Below are 19,986 nucleotides of genomic sequence, written 5' to 3'. Positions count from 1 at the left end.
GTTCTCATCGGTCGGCCACTTCAGCATCTCAGGCCACCGTAGGGATCATTCGGATTTTCACCATAGGAGCAGCAATAGAGTACCCCATGAGTTTACGACCCTCAGCCAGAAAGCCCCTGATTTTAATCAGGGGATGAATGGCCCTATTGCTTTAGCGCCTGATATCTGCTACACTTGCCCCAGTACTTTGACAACGGAATATAGGCGGTTGCTGGCAGAAGTCCTTGTCAGCGTAAAATATTCCAGGCAAAATAGTGACATTGGGGCTACAATGTCTCGGTTGCAAGACCGTAGAAGCCCCCGACTTGAGTCGGGGGAGTAGTCACTTTCCCTTACCGCAACTTCTTGATGGGGGCCAGAGAGAGTAACAGGGTCTTCAGGCCTACCTCTTCAAAGAGGATATCCAGGAGTACGTCATTGTGGGATTTCCTGATATCTAAAATTTCTCCGATGCCCCAGTCGCGATGTTTCACCTTTTCCCCAATCCTATATTCTTCCGATCTGAACTCTGGCACTTCCTCTAACATGTCCCGCTTATCTACTATCTTAATGAAATTATCAGAAATTTCCTTCAGAAATCGGGAATCGGAGTAGTAGTTTGCACCGCCGTAGAGATTCCGGGACCAGGAGTTGAGGAGATAGAGTCTCTCTTTAGCCCTGGTTATACCCACATAGCAGAGCCTCCGTTCCTCCTCCAGCTCCTCCTGGGTATCCATACTCATAGAATGGGGAAAGATCCCTTCTTCCATACCAGCCATAAACACTACCGGAAACTCCAGTCCTTTGGCATTATGAAGGGTCATCAGAACCACGGCATCCTCTTCTTCATCATAACTATCGATGTCCGAGACCAGAGATACTTCCATCAGAAAATCATCCAGCTCGCTGCCCGGAGAGATGGACGTGAACTCCCGGATTACTGTGAGGAGCTCTTTCAGGTTCTCGATCCTCCCCCGGGCCTCTCGGGTACCCTCTTCTTCCAGTTCCTTCAAGTATCCTGTCCGGTCCCAGATCTTCTCCACCAGCTCATCCAACTCCACCCTGAGGGCTTCCTCCCTGAACTCCTCTATCAGAGAGACAAAGCCCAAAAGCCTTTCCTGGGCCTTTGAGGCCAGCCTTCCAATCTCCCGGGCTCTGTAGAGGGCTTGGGAGAAGCTTATTTTATTCCTGGCAGCGAAAGCTTCCACAGCCTCCAGGGAACCTTTGCCGATACCTCTGCTGGGGGTGTTTATAATCCTCTTCAGGCTGACCATATCCTGGCGATTGGCAATAACCCTCATATAGGCGATGATGTCCTTAATTTCCTTGCGCTCGTAGAACCTGAGGCCTCCGATGATGCGATAGGGGATCTTCTGCTGGAGAAATATGTCCTCGAAGACTCTGGACTGAGCATTAGTACGGTAAAAGATGGCGAAGTCTCTATAGCGGAACCTCACCTCTTCGCCCATGAGCCTTCTTATCTCCCGGGCGGCAAAGAGAGCCTCCTCATGCTCATTGTCTGCCTTAAACCAAAAGATGGGATCTCCCTGACCTCGATCGGTCCATAGAACTTTTTCCTTCCTTCCTCTATTATTCCGGATTACCGAGTTGGCTGTATCCAGAATCATCCTGGTGGAGCGGTAGTTCCGCTCCAGCTTGATTGTCCTGGCTTCTGGAAACTCCTCCTCAAATTCCAGAATATTGCGGAGATCCGCTCCTCGCCAACTATAGATACTCTGATCATCATCTCCCACCACACACAAATTGCGATGCTTCTGCGAGAGGAGCCTGACCAGCTCGTACTGAGCTCGATTAGTGTCCTGATATTCATCCACAAGAAGATGCTTGAACTTCTCCTGGTACTTTTCTGAGACAGATGGGAAAAGCTGGAAGATAGTAACCGCGGTCATGATCAGATCATCAAAATCGAGAGCATTGGCCTTATAAAGTCCATTCTGATAGATCTGATAGACCTCGGCGGTCACCTTCTCAAAGTAATTCATGACCCTTCTGGCAAAGGATTCGGCATCCACCAGCTCACACTTGGCACTACTGATAGCAGCGTGGATGGCCCGAGGGGAATGTCTTTTGATGTCCAGATTGAGGGTCTTGAGGCAGTCGATGATCAGCCGGAGCTGATCGTCCTCATCATAGATGGCAAAGGATCTATCCATACCCAGACGGCCGATCTCCCGGCGCAGGATCCTCACACAAGCTGAATGAAAAGTGCTGACCCACATGTCCCGGGCCACCTCTCCTACCAACTGCCTGACCCTTTCCTTCATCTCTCCAGCGGCCTTGTTGGTGAAGGTAATGGCCAGGATATCGTAGGGAGAGACGCCCCTTTCGTCGATGAGGTAAGCAATGCGGTAGGTCAGGACCCTGGTCTTTCCGCTGCCGGCACCGGCCAGGATCAACAAAGGGCCGCCCTCATGAAGGACTGCTTCTTTCTGAGAAGGATTCAGGTCGTCTAAAAGACCCATCTTTTCTCCTGCCAGGTTTCCCACAGGAAGTGCGTTTGAGGTATACAGCCTCAGTCATGGCTGTTCAGAGATATTTATTGGTAATAAGTATAGCCCGTTTGGTCATTGGGGGCGAGACATTCCGAGGTGTTCTTTGGTCGGGCCGGCCCTGGGATAGGTCTTTCCCTTTTCTTTGGCTAGCTTATGGAGCTTTTCCCACTCTTCTTCAGTAAATTCCTCTTCCATATCTCAAAAGACAGTCGCTACTCTAATTCTTTGAAAACTTCTCTCCCCGCCTCAGTCGTGCGCAAGATATCCTCTTCGCTATGGGCGAGGGAGATAAAGCAGGCCTCAAATTGGGAGGGGGCCAGATAGATTCCTCTTGATAGCATCCCTTGGAAAAATTGAGCGTATCTCTTGGTATCGGAGGTCTTGGCCGTGCTGTAATCGTAAACCTCCTCTTCAGTAAAGAAAAGACAACCCATAGAGCCGGCCTGGGTCTGAAAGACCGCAATGCCCGCCTCAGCAGCCCCTTCTCTCAAGCCACGGCAGAGAAGTCGGGTCTTTTGCTCCAGCTCCTGGTATACCGCAGGGTCCTCTAGAATTTCCAAAGTTACCAGCCCTGCAGTCATAGCCACCGGATTTCCGGAGAGAGTTCCCGCCTGATAAACAGGCCCAAGAGGGGCAACTTGCTCCATAATCTCCTTTTTGCCTCCAAAGGCTCCCACCGGAAGACCCCCTCCGATTATCTTCCCCAGACAGGTCAGGTCGGCCTTGACCCCGTAGAGCTGCTGAGCTCCTCCATAGGCCACCCGAAAGCCAGTCATTACCTCATCAAAAATTAGAACTATGTCGTAGAGATGAGTCATCTCTCGAAGAGTCTCCAGAAAACCTTCCCGGGGAAGAACCACTCCCATATTGCCGGCCACGGGTTCCACTATCACACAGGCAATCTGGTCGTGTTCTCTTTCAATGGTTTCCACCACCAGCTCGATGTCGTTGTAGGGAAGAACTATGGTGTCGCTGCTAGCTCCCTCTGTGACGCCCGGGCTATCGGGAAGTCCTAAAGTAGTGACACCTGATCCAGCCCTGACCAGGAGACTGTCCACGTGGCCGTGATAACAGCCCTCGAACTTGACCACTTTGGGCCTTCGGGTATAGCCTCTGGCCAATCTGATGGCGCTCATGGTGGCTTCGGTACCCGAATTGACCATGCGCACCAGCTCCACAGAAGGATAAGCTGCCCTAATTTTTTCCGCCAGCCGGACTTCCAGCTCGGTAGGAGCACCAAAGCTGGTCCCGTTTTCGACTACCTTTTTAAGGGCCTGCACCACTTGGGGATGAGCATGACCCAAAATCAGAGGTCCCCAGGAGCAAACATAGTCTATGTACTGGTTACCATCCACATCATAGATCCGGGAACCCTGACCGCGGGAGATGAAGAGGGGCTTCATGCCCACCGATTTAAAAGCCCGAACCGGACTGTTGACGCCGCCAGGAATGTGCTGACAGGCTTTCTGGTATAATTGCTTAGAATTCTGAAACCTCATCCCGTTCATCATGCTCCAAAATTCCTACCAATTTTCGGACAGTCAGGCGATTACAGATCATTGAAATATTCCATACTTGTTTTCTTAAACTCCCTTATACTAAAGAGAAGTTTGTAGTTGACAACTCCGGTAGCCGTGGAAATGCGCTCAGCAATGGCGGTGCATTCTTCTTTGCTGTGTCCGTGGATCATGGTGTAGAGATTATAGGGCCACTGAGGCGATGAGGGGCGCTCGTAGCAGTGGCTTACCTGGGGAAAGGAAGCCATGACCGCTCCAACCTCCTGTACCCTCGCTGCAACTTGCCACACCCCCATAGCGTTGTGTTTATAGCCAGCTTCCTGATGGTTCAACACCGCTCCAAAGCGCCGGATAATGCCCCTCTCTGTCATCTTGCGGATCATATCCAGAACAGTCTCCTCACCTACACCAACTTTTTCAGCTATCTTCCCAAACGGCCTTTTTTCAATGCTCAGATCACCCTGCAGCCAACGAATGAGATTGATCTCCTGTTGAGTATAAGAGAACTGGTCTCTCGCCTCTGTCTCGTCTAAGGCCTTTCTGTTACCTGACTTTGCTTCACGAAAAGGCTCTCGTGTCTCTTCCCCAGGGGACAAAATACTATCCTCTATAACAGCCTGGTCTTTCGTCTTAGAGCTAGCTATTCTCCCCTCTGTTTGCCACTCTGTGTCCCGGACTTCCTGAAATTCTCTTGATCCTGCTTCCTCGAAGGAGAAGTTCACTTGTATTTTAAAGATATTTTTCGCTGGAAGGTTCAAGATATCCTGAATGCCACTGGCCCCGACGATCTCCCCCCTAATTTGCCGAATCCTTTCCTCAGATTCGGCTATGAGAGTGAACCATAGATTATATTCTCCATCCCGCTCATAATTATGAGTCACGTTAGGGTAGCGGCTGACCAGCCTGGCTACCTCTTCTACTCTTGGGGAAGGGACTCGCATGGCCACTAAAGTGCTACTATAGCCCAAACTGCGGGAGTCAAAGATAGCCCCTATCCTTCTAATTATGCCCCTCTTTTTCAGCTCTTTAATCCGATGGATGGCTTCGCCTTCCGAAAGACCAGTTTTGTCTGCCAGGACAGCAAAAGGCCTCTCCTGGATAGGGAAGCTATTCTGGATCAGGTTAAGGATTTTTGCAACCATTAAGCTACCAGAAGTAGAGAATTTTCGGATTTTTTTGTAGTACTGCTCAACCCTTGCGATTTATATATTAGCATCATTGGCGTTCCTGCAAAAGGGCCCAATTTCCGCATTTGGCCCATCCTCCGAATCTAAATCTGGCGGCAAATCGACTCAAATCTGGATAATTAAAACAATGGATTCTACGACACCATCGACATTAACACGCCCCAACCCGTTAGACCTGACCCCGATCACTCAGTCTTTTAGCCGATTATTGGCATTTGAGCTTCACGATTAAAGGCGCGCCAGGCAGCCGAGTACAGCCAGCCCTGTTTTGGAGCGACATTCTGAGTCTTGATCCTTTTGAGCCAAACGGCTTCGGCCTCGTCCGCTTCGCGGAAACATCGCGCCGAATAGAGAGCCCGCTGTGTCGCCGGCAGGTTGCAACAAGCCTCCGCGCCTTTAATAAATTGCCTCTCCAGGGCAGCGCGCTCTGCCTGATACAGATCAACGCAGGTGGCATAGTCGCGCAACGTGGCTCGATGCAGCGCCTCATGGCGCCAATAGAGCGCTGCTTTGTCATAGATGCCTGAAGGCGTCGCGCCCGTGTCGGGTAAATCGGTGTCCAACCAGACGGGTTTGAAGAGGCTGGTACAGGGGGCCGCGGTGCCGGTAACGTAATGCGTCTGCGCCGCAGGTGTCAGGTGCGAGACCATTGACCCAGTCGTCTGGGTGGCGCGGATGGGACCAAAGCCCGCGTGAGCGCATATGTTGAAACTGGTGATGCCTGACGCGGGAGACCAATCGGAATCGGCCTGGGGGCCATGATCACGCAAGACGCTCATGACGGTCTCTACAGTGATCCTGCCGCGCTCAGCTGCCAGCAGCCATTCTGTGCGGCACTGGCGCTCACTCGACCTGCTGAAGCGAGTGAAGAGAAAATCTGAGTAGCAGCGACCAAAGTGGAAATCGTCGCGTCTTTTGCACCAGCCCCGGTCAAGGGCGTACTTAACCAGATCCGGCGAGGCCATATCCCACTGATTTCCGATGGTGATCCCATTTGAGATGGAGCGAATGTCCCTGACTTGCAGGGCAGCCCATTGTCTCCCCGCCGTTTCCAACACCCAAGCTGACTGCGGGTCGGCGATGAGGAAACTGTTGTGATAGTAGGTGGCGTGTCGAAAGCCGCAGTTGCCGCCCTGACCGTATTCGGTCAGGAGATGGGTGATCACATCCAGCGCCTCCCGGGCGGTTCTGGCTCGCTCCAGGGCCAGGCGGAGCAGATCCATACCGATAAGGCCCGATCCTTTTTCGTAGGGAACCTTGGTGAATACGGCTTCATTCCCGATGACGACGCCCTGCTCGTTGGCGCCCATCTCCGCGCCCCAAATCCAAAATGGCCTGGCGAGCAGCACGGCATAGGTTCGCTCCACCTGGGGAATCTCGATGTAGGTACACTTGACTCGACTGCCGGGCTCGTGGACGGCCCCGGGGATACGCAGCAGGTGATGAGCCTCGTTCGGCTCCCGATCCGAGTTCTTGCCCAGGATCGTCGCACCATCAGCGGTGGCGTTACCTAAAACGACTACAGTATCGCACATCTTTTCACTCCTGCAGCCCCAGGGACTATATATTCCGGGCAGTGTGGCAAACCGACAATGACCTCTTCGGGCAGAATTGCCCGTTTCGGATTATTCGGGGGCACAAATTCTGCTTTTCTTTCAGGATTACGACATCGGGAAAGCCTCTTTTCACCCGAGGCGATCCTTTTTCTACAGTTTAAAAAACGTGATGATTGTCATCCTGCTCGTGGCAGCGGTTCTCTCGTGTATCACCGTTTGATTAGACGGGCTGCCCTTATGATTGTCATCCTGCTCGTGGCAGCGGTTCTCTCCACCACCCTCGGGCATAGCGCTCAAGCCATTGCCATTGCAGTGATCGTGAAAAGGTATGAATCTTTGCCGGGACTAGATTAAATGGATGTCCCCCGATCAGGATTATAAGCGATAAGGCGTTTATCTCCCCCTAGACTTTGTCTTTCGCTCCCCTGTTTGCGCCACAGACCGGGCAGAGGAATTTTCTGGATGTTGAATTAGCTCCGATACACCTGTTGCAGACGATGTGGAGCTTGTCGTCGCAAATGGTGTAAGCCCCTGAGGGGTGAAAGCAGGATTCGCAAGGCAGGGCATCTACCCTTTTCAGGAGGGGGTTGTAGGTCACGGTAAAGGGTCTGGAAGACAGGCGCCGCTTGATGGTAATGAAGAAAACAGGGACCGCCGTCTGTATCTGAATGACGCAAAGCGGATCGATTTTTATCCTCAGGGCATATTTGGCAATCAGGTCCTGTACCTTCCACTGGCGCTCCGCATCGATGGCCTCCTGTCTGGTACGCAGGGCTTCCATCTCTTCCCGGTTGGCGCTTTCAGGGGGGCTTGACACCTCTTTCCCCTGAGGCATCTTCTTCTGGAAGCGCCGGCGGATCTCCTCTTTCAGGGTCTCGTAATACTCGTACACCCTTTTCACATCCCGGTTGAGGCGCCTCTCTGCGCTACGGATAAAGTCCGTCAATCTGTCTCTGACCATGCCTGTTGCCGCCATATGGCTTATTTTGAGTATCTTCATCATCTCTGCCGCGGATATTTCCTCAACCACAGCCGCCGGCCTGATTTTTTCGACCAGATCCTCCAGGACATGTTCCAGGAGGGCTGTCGAGAAGTTAAGGGGGTTGACTAGAACGGAAAACATCCCGTCGTGCCGATCGTCCGACAGGGCGACGAAGTGGAAATAGATCAGAAAATAGGAAATGGCCAGCTCCTCAATCCTCTCCAGGCGGAAGGTAGCATTGGTCAGGGGAATGCGGTCAGCCAGTGTTTCAGCGATCCTTTCGGGACGGACTGTCGGGTGCAAAAGCGCGACTGCCGCCCTTCGTCCCCGATCGTTAAAAAGGTGTTCCAGGGAGCGGAAATAGTCCGAGTCGTAGGAGGCGTAGAGAGAATTCTTCCCCTCGTTTCCTCCGACAAAGGACAGCCGGTGGTATTCGGGAACACCCAGGAGACGGACGAGTTCCGGAGAGGCAATTACATCCAGGCCGTCGGCTCCCACTTTTTCCACCACTGCCCCATGTAACTCCAGGATACCGGCAATGACCTCCGGAAGAGATCTCATGATAAGCGCCACTTAAATCTCATAGTCTTCCCCAAATATCTCCTGATCGAGATTCCGCGTCTCGATATACCGTTTTTTCGCCGCCGCCAGCTCTTCTCCCAGCTTCTCGAAATGGTCTCTCATGCTCTCCTGGTCCGCACTTTTCATCCAGATGTCCATAATGAGATCGTCAAAGTCCGTCTCCTCTTCCAGATGTCCCAGGATAGGTTCGATCTCGCCGATGACCATCTCAAACATGTTGATCTTGCTGTCCAGTATTTCTATGATGTAATCCTCGATAGTGCCCCGAACGGAGAGGTTGAAGATAAAAACATCCCGGGTTTGGCCGATCCGGTGGAGGCGTCCGATCCGCTGCTCGATGCGCATAGGATTCCAGGGCAGATCGAAGTTGATTATGGTGTTGCAGAACTGGAGGTTCCGCCCTTCTCCGCCCGATTCGGTAGAGACAAGGACGGGGATGTCGGCCTTGAAGCGTCTGATGGCCTCATCTTTTTCCCGCACCGTCATATTGCCGCAGAAGGTTGTAAAAGAAATCCCGTTCCTCTCCAGAAGAGTCGTAACATAGTCCATGCTCTTGAGAAACTGGGTGAAAATGATTTTCTTCTCCGCCTGGTTTTTCTTCAGAATATCCAGGAGGGCCTTCCCTTTGCTGATCTCCTCCAACTGGTCGATCATGGCGATAAGATCGCCGAGACCGTTCCCTCCTTTTAACTTAAGGAGGCTCTCCCGCAGGGCAAAGGGGCTGCTTCCCGCCTCTCTGAGCAGCATGTTTACCAGGGGTTTCTTCAGGTTCATCGACTTCAGACGGGCGCCGACACTCTCGTAGATCCTTTCCTCCAGGGCGGAAGGCGAAAGGCGCATGGTGGTGGCAAAGCGCTTGGGAAGTTTTAGATCAATGGCGCTGCGGGTGTTGCGGATCATCACCTCCCGCAGCAGTTCATGGAGTTTTTCCCGGTGGGCCGGTTTTTTCAGATTCCCCTTGGCCACGTACTCCTGCCGGAAGACCTTCTCGGTCTTGAACTGTCCCGGTTTGAGGAGGGTAATCAGGTTGAAGAGCTCGATCAGGTTATTCTGGACAGGGGTCGCCGTCAGGAGAAAAATGAACTTCTTCTGGAGCTGGTTGATCAGCTTCCACGCCTTGGTAGTCTTGTTCCGCAGGTGGTGAGCTTCGTCGACCACGACCAGGTCGTAGAACTGCTGGAGAACGAGGGGCAGGTTCCGTTCGCTCTTAGCCATTGCCAGGGAGGCAATAAGGAAGGGTTGTTTCCAGAAGGCCACAGGGTCCCTTGAGAAATCCGGAGAATCCGTGGAGATAAAGGGGATGCCGAATTTCACCTCCATCTCTTCCTGCCACTGCGAGACCAGGGGCGCCGGAGTGAGGATGAGGATGTTCCTCACCATGCTCCGGAGGAGGTATTCCTTGATCAGCATCCCGGCTTCAATGGTCTTTCCCAGGCCGACCTCGTCACACAGGAGGGCCCGTCCGTGGAAACGCTTGAGCACCTTCTTCACCGTTTCGATCTGGTACCAGTAGCGGTCCACATTGTTTATGGCAGTAAGACAGAGAAGTTCATCGAATCCGCCCCGGATCGCCAGGATTTGATAATCTATGCGCAGGCAGAGTTCGTCAAGGGAGGTTGCCGCGGCTGTGAATAGGGATGCCATAATATCCTCTGGCAAGGGCTCGACCCGGACGGGGATCTTGTAAGTGGGTGTGTCAATCAGGATGGGGGTAGGCGAGGGGACGACCTCAGGCTTCCGGGGGTGCTTGAGGGCTTTTTTATTTCCCTGAACCGGCTTCGGCAAAGAGACGGTCTTACGCGATTTTATCTCCCTCCGCCCGGCAGCCCCCTCCTTTCCTGCTGTTTCTACTTCTAATTCCTGCTGTGTCCTCTGCCACTCCCTGTATTTAATGACATCATCCACTTCCCTGAGTATCTCGGCAGGGCTGGCATCCTCCGGCCGGATGCCCGGTTGCTGCTTTTGCAGACTCCTTGCCATGCTCAGGAATTCCCTGGCCCGGGTCAGATTGTCCAAATGGGCCTCTATCTTACTGAGAAGGGCATAATCAAGCCACACCTGCCGCAGGTGGATAAGCCGCAACAGCCATTTCCGGGCCAATTCCGGTTGCCAGGAAAGGTACACCGCAAGATTGATTATCTCTTGGAGCAGTTCAATATCCTTCGGATATTGACTGATCAGGTATTCGAGTATGCGGGCGGCCTTTTTGCAGTCCCCCTTACGTAAGCAGCGCTCATAAGTGACAATGGGGTTATCCTGTATGCGTGACATAAGCCTCCTGTAATGTTCAACGAGCCGGCGATCGGGATTCTTCGTTTATCAGTTTATGCATTATTTAGCGCCAGAGCAACTCCCTGGCTTCTGCCTCTCACCCTCGTTCCCTTTTTAGTCTTTCTCGTGCAGTTTCCTCTCCTCCGCCCTCATCTCACGCCTGAGGAGCTTCCCCACCTTGGACTTGGGAAGCATATCCCTGAATTCTATGTATTGTAGAAGCGTGCGTAACGACCTGGAGCAAGTTTGTGGCCCCCCCCGAGCTCGACCGCAGCAAGCGGGTATCCACGGAGCCGCAGGCCAGGTAGGTACAACGACCTGAGCAGCGCAAAAGGTTGGAAGAGGCTGCTTTCTGTATTTTGGAATCCTCTCACGCCAGCCACCTGGCCACATCCCTGGCAAAATAGGTCAGGATCATGTCAGCGCCTGCCCTTTTGATGCTGGTAAGAATCTCAAGAACAATTCTCTTTTCATCAATCCAGTTCTTCGCCGCAGCCGCCTTGATCATAGAATACTCACCGCTTACGTTATAAGCAGCAAGAGGATAGCCGAACTCACTCTTGGCCCGGTAGATGATATCCAGGTAGGCCAGAGCCGGCTTGACCATGACGATGTCCGCTCCCTCCTCAATGTCCTGAGCTATCTCTCTCATAGCTTCATCGGAATTAGGGGGATCCATCTGGTGAGATCTTCGGTCTCCAAACCTGGGAGCCGACTCAGCTGCTTCCCGGAAGGGCCCGTAGAAACCGGAACAGTATTTGGCCGCGTAGGACATAATGGGGATATGGGAATATCCCTCTTCATCCAGACGTTCCCGAATAGCTGCCACTCTCCCGTCCATCATGTCCGAAGGAGCCACCATATCTGCCCCAGCCCTGACCTGAGAAAGGGCCACGGAGCTCAGGATCTCCAGGGTAGAGTCGTTATCGATCTCCCCGTTTTTCGGGATCCCGCAGTGACCATGGGAAGTGTATTCACACAGACACACGTCGGTTATGACTATCAGATCTGAAGAGACCTCTTTGGTAGCCCGGATGGCTTCCTGAATTATTCCCTTGTCCGCATAAGCCTCTGAGCCCACCTCATCTTTCTGGGAAGGAATGCCAAAAAATAGGACGGCTGGGATGCCCAGGTCCTCTATCTCCTTGATCTCAGACCTCAGTTTATCCAGAGAAAATCGATAGCATCCCGGCATGGTGGAGATCTCCTCCCTGCGATCTTTTCCGGGCACAACAAAAAGAGGGTAGATAAGATGGTCCACAGACAACTGGGTCTCCCGAATCAGCCGTCTAAGATTCTCGGTTCTCCTGAGTCGTCGAAGACGATATTTAGGATAGAACATAGCTAACCCTCCGTTCCGGGGGATACGCTTCAACTGAAAACTGGCCTATGGACTTCGCGGAAGCAAATAGAAATCCTGGAACTATGCTTCCGAAGTAACTTGTCCTTCGGGGCCCGCACCCGCGAATGATGAAAATGGGAACCTATTTTCTGGCTAATTTGCCATGATGCAAGCATCTCCCGCGAACCATGAAAATATGGACTATTTTCTAGCTAACCAACTGTACTATTGCTTCTATCAATCCTTCTATAGTATAGACCTCAGCGGTCTTATGCACGCTAAGTCCAAGCCCCTGGGCGGTCTGGGCGGTGATGGGACCGATGCAGACAATCCTGACCTTATTCAGGAACTGAGTAAGGTCAAATCCCCTCAGCTTATGGACAAAATTCTTGACCGTAGAGGAGCTGGTGAAGGTCACTATGTCCACCTTCCCTTCCTGGAGCAATTCTACCACCTCTTGCGCTGGCGTATCATCCATCACTGTCTCATAAGCCGTGACCACATCTACCTCTGCCCCCCGGCCGGCGAGCTCAACGGGAACCAGATCCCTGGCCATTTTAGCTCTAGGGATCAAAAATCTCTTCCCTTCTATCCCGTACTTCTCCAGCTCCGAGAGGATCTGTTCAGCCCGGTACTCCTGAGGCATGAGGTCAACTTTGATGCCCATGTCCTCAATTTTTTCTCTGGTTTTAGGCCCAACAACTGCAATTTTTATGCCTTTCAGCTCTCTGACATCCCGACCCAACTCTCTTAATCTCTGAAAGAAGGACTCTACTCCATTAACACTGCTAAAGATAACCCAGTCATAGCGGGCCATATCCTGGATGGCCTGATCCATCTCCCCAAAGCTAGAAGGAGGAACTATCTTGATAGTGGGGAACTCGATAACCTGAGCCCCCCGTTGGGAAAGTTTTTCCACCAGTTGGCTGGCCTGAGGCCTGGCCCTGGTCACCAGGATGGTCTTCCCGAAGAGAGGTTTTTTCTCGAACCAGTTGAGCTTCTCCCTCAGCCGGACCACCTCTCCTACCACCGTTATGGCCGGGGGAGTCAGGGCTGCCTCCCGAACTTTGTCTACAATGTCCGCCAGAGTGCCGACTATAGTTTGTTGCTGAGGTGTGGTGCCCCAGCGGATAACGGCAACGGGTGTCTCTGGGGGACGGCCGTACTCTATCAGATTCTTGACAATTAACTCCAGATTTCTCACACCCATCAGGAAGACCAGAGTTCCCACTCCTGTGGAAATATGGGCCCAGTCTATGTCCGAGTCATCTTTGGTATCATCTTCGTGGCCAGTTATGAAGGCTACGGTGGAGGTATGCCCCCGCTGAGTCACCGGGATGCCAGCATAGGCGGGTACAGCGTAGGCTGAGGATACTCCCGGCACCACCTCGAAATCAATACCCTGATCAGCCAGGTACTCGGCCTCCTCCCCCCCTCTTCCAAAGATAAAGGGATCGCCTCCCTTGAGGCGAACCACAACCTTTCCCTCCTGAGCCTTTTGCGCCAGAAGGACGTTTATTTCCTCTTGCTTCAAAGTATGGTGGGAGGCGAATTTGCCCGCATATATTTTCTCTGCCCCCTTCCTGGTCACATCCAAAGGTCTTTCACTGGCCAGCCGGTCATAGACAATGACATCGGCTTCCTTCAGACATTGTAGACCCCTCAGGGTCATCAATCCTTCGTCCCCGGGACCTGCCCCGACCAGATACACTTTACCGCTCATCTATCCATCCACTTCAGCTAGAAAATACTTGATATTCCCACGGTTTGCCGGTGATGACACCATCATGATAAATTAGCTAGAAATACTTCTAATCTCTCTCAAAATTTCCCTGGCGCCCTGATCCAAAAGCTTAAGAGCCAGCCTTTGGCCGGCTTCTTCTGGATCCGAGGGATTCCCTGCGATTCTTTCCCTGATCAAGTTCTTACCTTCCAGATCCGCCACCATGGCGGTCAGGATGAGTTTTCCTTCCATAATCTGAGCATGTACACCAATGGGAACCTGACAGCCGCCCTCTAAATATCTCAAGAGAGACCTCTCCGCCTGCACGCATCGCAAAGTGTCCAGGTCATTTATCTCCCGAGCTATCTCTCCTATGAAGAGATCCCCCTCTCTTGCTTCGAGCACGATGGCTCCCTGGCCTGCGGCCGGGAGGCATATCTGAAGAGGAATGGGGTGAAAGGATATATGGTGCATGCCTAACCTCTTAAGAGCAGCGCAGGCCAGCACCACCCCATCATAACCCTGCTCTTTCATCTTCCTGATCCTGGTCTCCACATTGCCTCTGATGTCCACAATTTGGAGATCAGGACGAAAATGAAGCAACTGGGCCTTCCTTCGAAGGCTGCTTGTACCCAGCTTAGCGCCTTTTTTGAGTTCGGACAAGCCCTCACCCTCTCTGGACACCAGAGCATCTCGGGGATCGTCCCGCTTCAGCACTCCTGCTAATACCAATCCTGGGGGCAGTTCCGTGGGCAGGTCCTTCATGCTGTGGACCGCCAGATCCACTTCCTCTTCTATCAGAGCTTTTTCTATCTCTTTCACGAAAAGACCCTTGCCCCCGATGCGGGAGAGGGGTGAGTCCAGAATCCGGTCGCCCCTGGTGAAGATTTTTTGGAGAGATATCTCCAGCTCAGGGTGTTGGGCTTGTATTTGGTCAGATACTTTCTCCGCCTGCCATAGAGCAAGTCTGCTGCGTCGAGTGCCAATTGCAATCCTGGCTCTGTTCAACTGTGAACCTCACTTCATTTTCCTGTCAGAATAGTCATCCAATCCAAAAAGGTGGCGAAGGGCCTGGAGATACATATAACCATTCTTGCGATTGGCACTCTCTTTGAGAGTAGTGATGGGCTTATGGAGAATAGCATTGGTGATGAGCCTGGTCAGGGCCACTATTTGATCTTTATCCTCATCGGAAAGGTCTTTCAGCCTGGCCAGGGCCTTGCGGGTCTTCTGATCTCTGATCTTTTCCACTTCCTGCCGAAGAAGCTTTATGGTGGGAACAGCCTCCAGAGAGTAAAGCCAACTGGCCATCTCCTCGGCCTCGGTCTCTATGATGGTATTCTTGGCCCGAGTAGCCTCCTTGTTCCTATCCTCCAGATGGGAGTCAGCTATGGATTTAAGGTCATCGATGTTGTAAAGAAACACATTCTCAATTTTGCCCACCTGAGGATCTATATTACGAGGAAAAGCGATATCGATGAGAAAGAGGGGCCTGCCGCCTCGCAAACCCATCACCGCAAGGACATCTCTCTCGGTAATGAGATGGTGAGGGGCCGCGCTGGAGGTTATGACGATATCTACATCAGCCATGTACCTGATGCTATCCATGAAGGGAACAGCCTGACCTCCGAATCTGACGGCCAGTCTCTCTGCTCTTTCCAGGGACCTGCTGGCTACCAGCACCTCTCGAACTCCATTGTCCAACAGATGCCTGGCTGTCAGCTCTCCCATCTCCCCAGCACCAACCAAAAAGGCTTTACATCCTTCCAATCTGGGGAAGACTTTCTTAGCCAGCTCCACAGCCACGTAGCTCACCGAGACAGCCTTTGAACCTATACCTGTCTCTGTCCTGACCCTCTTGCCTACGGAAAGAGCGTGACCGAACAGCCTGTTTAAAATGGGTCCGGTACATCCTTTCCCCTGAGCAGCCTGATAGGCATTCTTAACCTGCCCGGCGATCTGGGGTTCTCCCACCACCATGGAGTCAAGACTGGAGACAACCTGAAAGAGATGGCGGATGACATCCCTGGAAGCATAAGTGTAGGTATAAGGGATAAAGGCTTCCTGGTCGATCTCCCTGGTGGACTCCAGAAAATTCAAGATATCCTGTCGGCCTTTCTCCTTATCGTCAACCACACAGTAGACCTCGGTGCGGTTACAGGTGGACAGAATCACCCCCTCGCTGATATGGGGGTACTCCCTAAGCTTATCCAGCCCAGGGCCCAGGCCATATTCCGGAAAAGCCAGCTTCTCCCGAAGCTCCACCGAAGCAGTTCTATGATTGAGACCTACCATTATTAGATGCATCGCTCAATAGTTTCCTCAGCCAGATCTTTCTTTCCCACCCTGATTAGCTCCAGTATACCCGAGTCCATAACCCTCTCCAGAGCTTTTCCTCGCTCCTGTTCCGTCTTATAGCTGGCCTTGATCTTTTCCCTGGCCTGGCTCAGAAGTAATAAGTACTCCTGATACTCCGGACCGTACTGCTTCTCAATCTGCTTTCTGACCCTCTTGGCCAGAACTGGACACTTGCCACTGGTGGAAATGCTGATTACCAAATCTCCTCTCCTGACCACAGAGGGAACAATGAAATTACAAAGCTCGGGTTGATCTACCACATTGACCAAAAGGCCCTTCTCGCCAGCCTCGGCAAAGACGGCCTGGTTGATCTCCTCGTCATCGGTGGCAGAGATGACCAGGAAGGTTCCCTCCAGATCTCCCTGCCGATATTCCCTTCTAATTATCCTGATCAATCCCTGGGCAGCCAGAGTATCCAGGGCTCTGGTAGTGGAGGGGCTGATCACGGTCACAGAAGCCTGACTCTCCACAAGGCCTTCCACCTTGCGCTGAGCCACTTTTCCTCCGCCAATGACCAGGCAGGACTTATGGGTTATGTTTAGATTAATAGGATAATACCCTATGGCCAATCTCCAGGATACCGAATTGTCAGTTAAAAAATAGATTCCTCATTTTTATCATTCGAGGGTGCGGCCCCCGAATGACAATTACTTAGAAAACATTCATGGCTCTAACGGGTCACCAACAACCATGAAAATTGATATTATGAGATTTTATAAATCAAGAAGCGTAGGTCTTAGAATCTCTGGCAATATAATCATAAATTGTCTTTAAATTACTACTCGCCTTTTCTGTCCATCTTATTTTGCCCATTGTTCAACTCTGTTGAGAAGTTCTTCAGTAGTCAACAATTTTCCACCTTCGGCGTCTCTAAGTCCTTCAAGAACATACGCAACAAAGTTTATCTCATGCATTATGTCTTCCAGTGAACACTCATCAGGTAACCGCTTTATAGTTTCTATAGTTACCTCTTTGAGTGAAGCCATTTTAGATACCTTCCTTCAAATTTAAATGCAACGGAAAATGGTCGCAATTATTAATGCGCTTGTTAGGGTCTTTCTGGTTTTTCTCGATCTTTGAGTTTCTTTCTGACACTACGGGGATCACGTGCACAATGAAAGAACCCGATCACAACAACCTGGTTTTCTTTTATCATAATTGCCATGATGGGGCCATCACCCGTGAACTATGAAAATATCAAGCATTTTCTAAGTAAAGTAAATAGCATACGGAAACCTTCTAAGCAGACGGCGCCGGAATTCGCTATAAACTTTCGGGTAAAGCAGTGGATTCCGAGGAATCTCACTGGCGCAGGCGTAAAATATCCGAAGGAATTTCTCCCCGAGCCCCGGTGATTTCCCTTCATACCATACATATCCACCGATGGCATCTTCCTCGACATCGGGAAGAAACGGAGGATGTATGTCATTTCCTTCTTTCTATTCTTGTCCGAAGTTCCTCAAGAGATAAAAGGGTTCCAGGCGCAGATTCATATCTTCTTAGCCTTCTGTCCAACTCCTCCATATGGCTCTGGGGAACTGAGACGACAGACTCATCTGAAACAATGCTGTCCCAAATATCCTCAACCAATAGGATCTTTTCCGGCGTACTTAATTTAGTGATGTCAGGGATATCGCTTGCTCGCACTGTTTGTCTCCTTTCTTTGTAATCATTTTCCTCTGAAAATGCATCTTAAATTTTATGCTCCTTTGCGTCACCTATGACATGAGGGTTTCATGAGTATCAGGTGTTGAACAACTGCTCTTTAAACTTGCGGCGACTAAAACGGTTGTTAACACCAGCATTGTTTGACGGCTCTATGCTAACGTAAATTGGCGGAATCATAAAGAAAAAAGGGGCTTGTCCGCTTTGGAACAAGCCAGTTATTTCGCTTTAGTCTTTCATTCTTGCCGGATACCAATTTCCCTTCCTCAAGGTGACTACCGTTTCGTTCTTACCCCGGAAGATGCAGTACCAATCTCTTCTCCTATCCATTTCCACACGCCCCCAGAGGAAATGATCCGTAATTCGGACGGCAATGACTTCTCCGCAGTAAAGACTTTCTCGAGCATCCCCTTCATCATAACACCATCGATCCAAATCGGCATCATACCGCAACACGCCCTCTCTCATCATTCATGCACCTCGTTCCAGGCCCGTTCCCCATGCTCGGTTTCGACCCTGCTATCCTTACGCGCCACAAGGACAGAGGCGAGAATGACTTCCGCCTGCTTGGCCTTAGACTGGCTGATCTTCCACGCGTATCGAGTGGCCTCGTACAGCGAGGTCTCAGCGGCACTCCTATTGACGCTGATGAGCAAGACCTTGTGCCGGAACACTGCAGGTTCGGCAGCGTAGCGGCGAATGATCCCTTGGCGTGCATCGCGCCGTAGTCGTTCCTACCCCTCCCGCCCGCAACATTGGTGAGCCCAGGGTACGCGTCGATGAGCGCCGCCTCAACCTCGAACGCTGTCTTCTCGTCCATGCCGTGCCGATGAATCACGTGAGCGACCTCGAAACCGGCAAGGCGTATCTTCCTTATGCGTTTAATCTTGTTGTCGAGATCATCGCCGTCGAGGCCCTGCTCGGCGCGGATGAGAGAGAAGACGCGATTGCCCTGGCCCTTCCCGACATAGAAGGTCTCTCCGTTTCGCAGATCGATGAGTCTGTAGACATACCACCTCAGCTTGCGAGCTATGTCTGTCGGGAACGACTCCCTCGGTGACCTCTTCATTTGGAAACCGATGCCTCTCCTGTCCGCCGAACGCTCCGCATAACCCGCACGGCGCGGCGGTCGAACTGAAGCCAACTTCAAGACAGAAACCACGCCCAATTTGATCACCCGTTCGCCGGGGCGCGAAGCGCCCTATCGGGTTGATGCGGTTGTTAGGGCTTGTAACAAAATAAAGTTGACTTTTTGTACCGGCCATGCTAAAATAAAAGCATGGAGAAAAGGATAAAAGAAGAAGTTATGCTGAAAGTATTATCAACTCTGAATGAAGCACAATCTCGCTGGTATGTTGCCAAGGAGGCGATAAGTCTGGGGCGTGGTGGGCTAAAGCGAATGTCCGAGTTAACGGGGCTATCACGGCCTACCATCCTGAAAGGAATGAAGGAATTAAAAAGTGGCCAGGATTTATCAAAGATAGCGGAAGGGAAAATCCGTAAAGAAGGAGGAGGGAGGAAAAGACTTACTAATCTTGATTCAGCGCTTGTAAAAGATCTTACACACATTATGGATGAGAATACAGCAGGGGATCCGATGAGCCTGTTGAAGTGGACTGGAAAATCTACGCGCAAAATTGCAGATGAGATGGTCGACCTTGGGCACCCCATGAGCGCAATGAGTGTCTGTCGAATGTTGAAGGAAATGGGTTATTCTCTTCAGGCAAATGTAAAAACAAAAGAGGGGAAAGAACATCCTGACAGAGATGCTCAGTTCAAGTATATTAATGAGCAAGTTAAGGACTTCATTAAAAATAAAGCCCCTGTTGTTTCAGTGGATACAAAGAAAAAAGAAAATGTTGGTGAGTTCAAAAATGCAGGACAAGCTTGGAGAAAGAAAGACAAAAAGAGAGAGGTTCTGTCACATGACTTTCCTAATTTGGGTATTGGCAAAGCAATTCCTTACGGAACATATGATGTATAGAGAAACAAGGGCATGGTAAATGTTGGAATAACACATGATACAGCGGAGTTCGCCGTGGAGAGTATCCGACGATGGTGGAAACTGATGGGGAGGCAGGAATACCCGGGAGCAAAAAAACTTCTGATCTGCGCTGATAGCGGCGGAAGTAATGGCAGCAGGATAAAGGCATGGAAATTATATTTGCAGAAACTATCCGGTGAATTTAATCTAACAATTACCGTCTGCCATTATCCGCCAGGAACAAGCAAATGGAATAAAATAGAACACAGAATGTTTTCTTTTATCAGTATGAACTGGAAAGGAGAACCGCTAATCAATTATGAGACA

The 19,986-nt window shown here is 51.2% G+C and carries 14 protein-coding genes and 2 pseudogenes; 1 reads left to right on the top strand and 15 read right to left on the bottom strand.

Annotated features, from left to right (window positions below; all coding sequences use genetic code 11):
* Window positions 1-332 precede the first annotated feature (332 nt).
* From pcrA to HW443_RS00360, 15 genes and pseudogenes are all read right to left on the bottom strand, one after another.
* Window positions 333-2,462 (bottom strand): DNA helicase PcrA, encoded by a 2,130-nt coding sequence (pcrA, locus tag HW443_RS00430; protein WP_176235250.1) that lies wholly within the window; start codon window positions 2,460-2,462, stop codon window positions 333-335.
* 242 nt (window positions 2,463-2,704) lie between these two features.
* Complete coding sequence (hemL, locus tag HW443_RS00425; protein ID WP_320411500.1) at window positions 2,705-4,003, bottom strand: glutamate-1-semialdehyde 2,1-aminomutase; 1,299 nt, start codon at window positions 4,001-4,003, stop codon at window positions 2,705-2,707.
* A 38-nt stretch (window positions 4,004-4,041) separates the two neighbouring features.
* The gene (gene ahbB / locus HW443_RS00420) at window positions 4,042-5,151 is read right to left on the bottom strand and encodes a siroheme decarboxylase subunit beta (RefSeq protein ID WP_176231826.1); all 1,110 of its coding nucleotides are present in this window, start codon (window positions 5,149-5,151) and stop codon (window positions 4,042-4,044) included.
* Between the two features lie 242 nt (window positions 5,152-5,393).
* Window positions 5,394-6,731, bottom strand: a complete 1,338-nt coding sequence (locus HW443_RS00415; protein ID WP_176231426.1) for a C69 family dipeptidase — start codon at window positions 6,729-6,731, stop codon at window positions 5,394-5,396.
* Window positions 6,732-7,155: 424 nt separating this feature from the next.
* Complete coding sequence (locus HW443_RS00410) at window positions 7,156-8,307, bottom strand: hypothetical protein (RefSeq protein ID WP_176231427.1); 1,152 nt, start codon at window positions 8,305-8,307, stop codon at window positions 7,156-7,158.
* On the bottom strand, window positions 8,308-10,587 hold the full coding sequence (locus HW443_RS00405; protein ID WP_176231428.1) for a DEAD/DEAH box helicase: 2,280 nt from the start codon (window positions 10,585-10,587) through the stop codon (window positions 8,308-8,310).
* A gap of 370 nt (window positions 10,588-10,957) precedes the next feature.
* Complete coding sequence (gene hemB / locus HW443_RS00400; RefSeq protein ID WP_176229477.1) at window positions 10,958-11,929, bottom strand: porphobilinogen synthase; 972 nt, start codon at window positions 11,927-11,929, stop codon at window positions 10,958-10,960.
* A gap of 208 nt (window positions 11,930-12,137) precedes the next feature.
* A complete protein-coding gene (cobA, locus tag HW443_RS00395) occupies window positions 12,138-13,652 on the bottom strand; it encodes a uroporphyrinogen-III C-methyltransferase (protein WP_176235251.1) in 1,515 nt (504 codons plus the stop codon).
* 72 nt (window positions 13,653-13,724) lie between these two features.
* Window positions 13,725-14,660, bottom strand: a complete 936-nt coding sequence (hemC, locus tag HW443_RS00390) for a hydroxymethylbilane synthase (protein ID WP_176231804.1) — start codon at window positions 14,658-14,660, stop codon at window positions 13,725-13,727.
* 9 nt (window positions 14,661-14,669) lie between these two features.
* The gene (gene hemA / locus HW443_RS00385; RefSeq protein WP_176231803.1) at window positions 14,670-15,959 is read right to left on the bottom strand and encodes a glutamyl-tRNA reductase; all 1,290 of its coding nucleotides are present in this window, start codon (window positions 15,957-15,959) and stop codon (window positions 14,670-14,672) included.
* Window positions 15,950-16,579, bottom strand: a complete 630-nt coding sequence (locus HW443_RS00380) for a precorrin-2 dehydrogenase/sirohydrochlorin ferrochelatase family protein (protein ID WP_258189786.1) — start codon at window positions 16,577-16,579, stop codon at window positions 15,950-15,952. The genes hemA and HW443_RS00380 overlap by 10 nt, the downstream gene beginning before the upstream one ends.
* A 231-nt stretch (window positions 16,580-16,810) precedes the next feature.
* Window positions 16,811-16,996, bottom strand: coding sequence for a hypothetical protein (locus HW443_RS00375; protein WP_176226520.1), 186 nt, complete (start codon window positions 16,994-16,996; stop codon window positions 16,811-16,813).
* A gap of 439 nt (window positions 16,997-17,435) precedes the next feature.
* Window positions 17,436-17,657, bottom strand: a complete 222-nt coding sequence (locus tag HW443_RS00370) for an addiction module protein (protein WP_176232901.1) — start codon at window positions 17,655-17,657, stop codon at window positions 17,436-17,438.
* 246 nt (window positions 17,658-17,903) lie between these two features.
* Window positions 17,904-18,146 (bottom strand): DUF5348 domain-containing protein, encoded by a 243-nt coding sequence (locus HW443_RS00365; protein WP_176237104.1) that lies wholly within the window; start codon window positions 18,144-18,146, stop codon window positions 17,904-17,906.
* Window positions 18,147-18,214: 68 nt separating this feature from the next.
* A pseudogene (locus tag HW443_RS00360) lies at window positions 18,215-18,744 on the bottom strand (LEM-3-like GIY-YIG domain-containing protein); the annotation flags it as partial.
* Between the two features lie 210 nt (window positions 18,745-18,954).
* On the opposite strand from HW443_RS00360, the pseudogene HW443_RS00355 reads away from it, so the two are divergent.
* Window positions 18,955-19,986: pseudogene (locus HW443_RS00355) on the top strand (ISAzo13 family transposase); the annotation flags it as partial.

It is taken from the genome of Candidatus Hakubella thermalkaliphila, from assembly GCF_013281975.1.
In the GTDB taxonomy this organism is placed as follows: Bacteria; Actinomycetota; Humimicrobiia; order Hakubellales; family Hakubellaceae; genus Hakubella; species Hakubella thermalkaliphila.
This window is presented reverse-complemented; position numbering and strand designations above follow the sequence as displayed.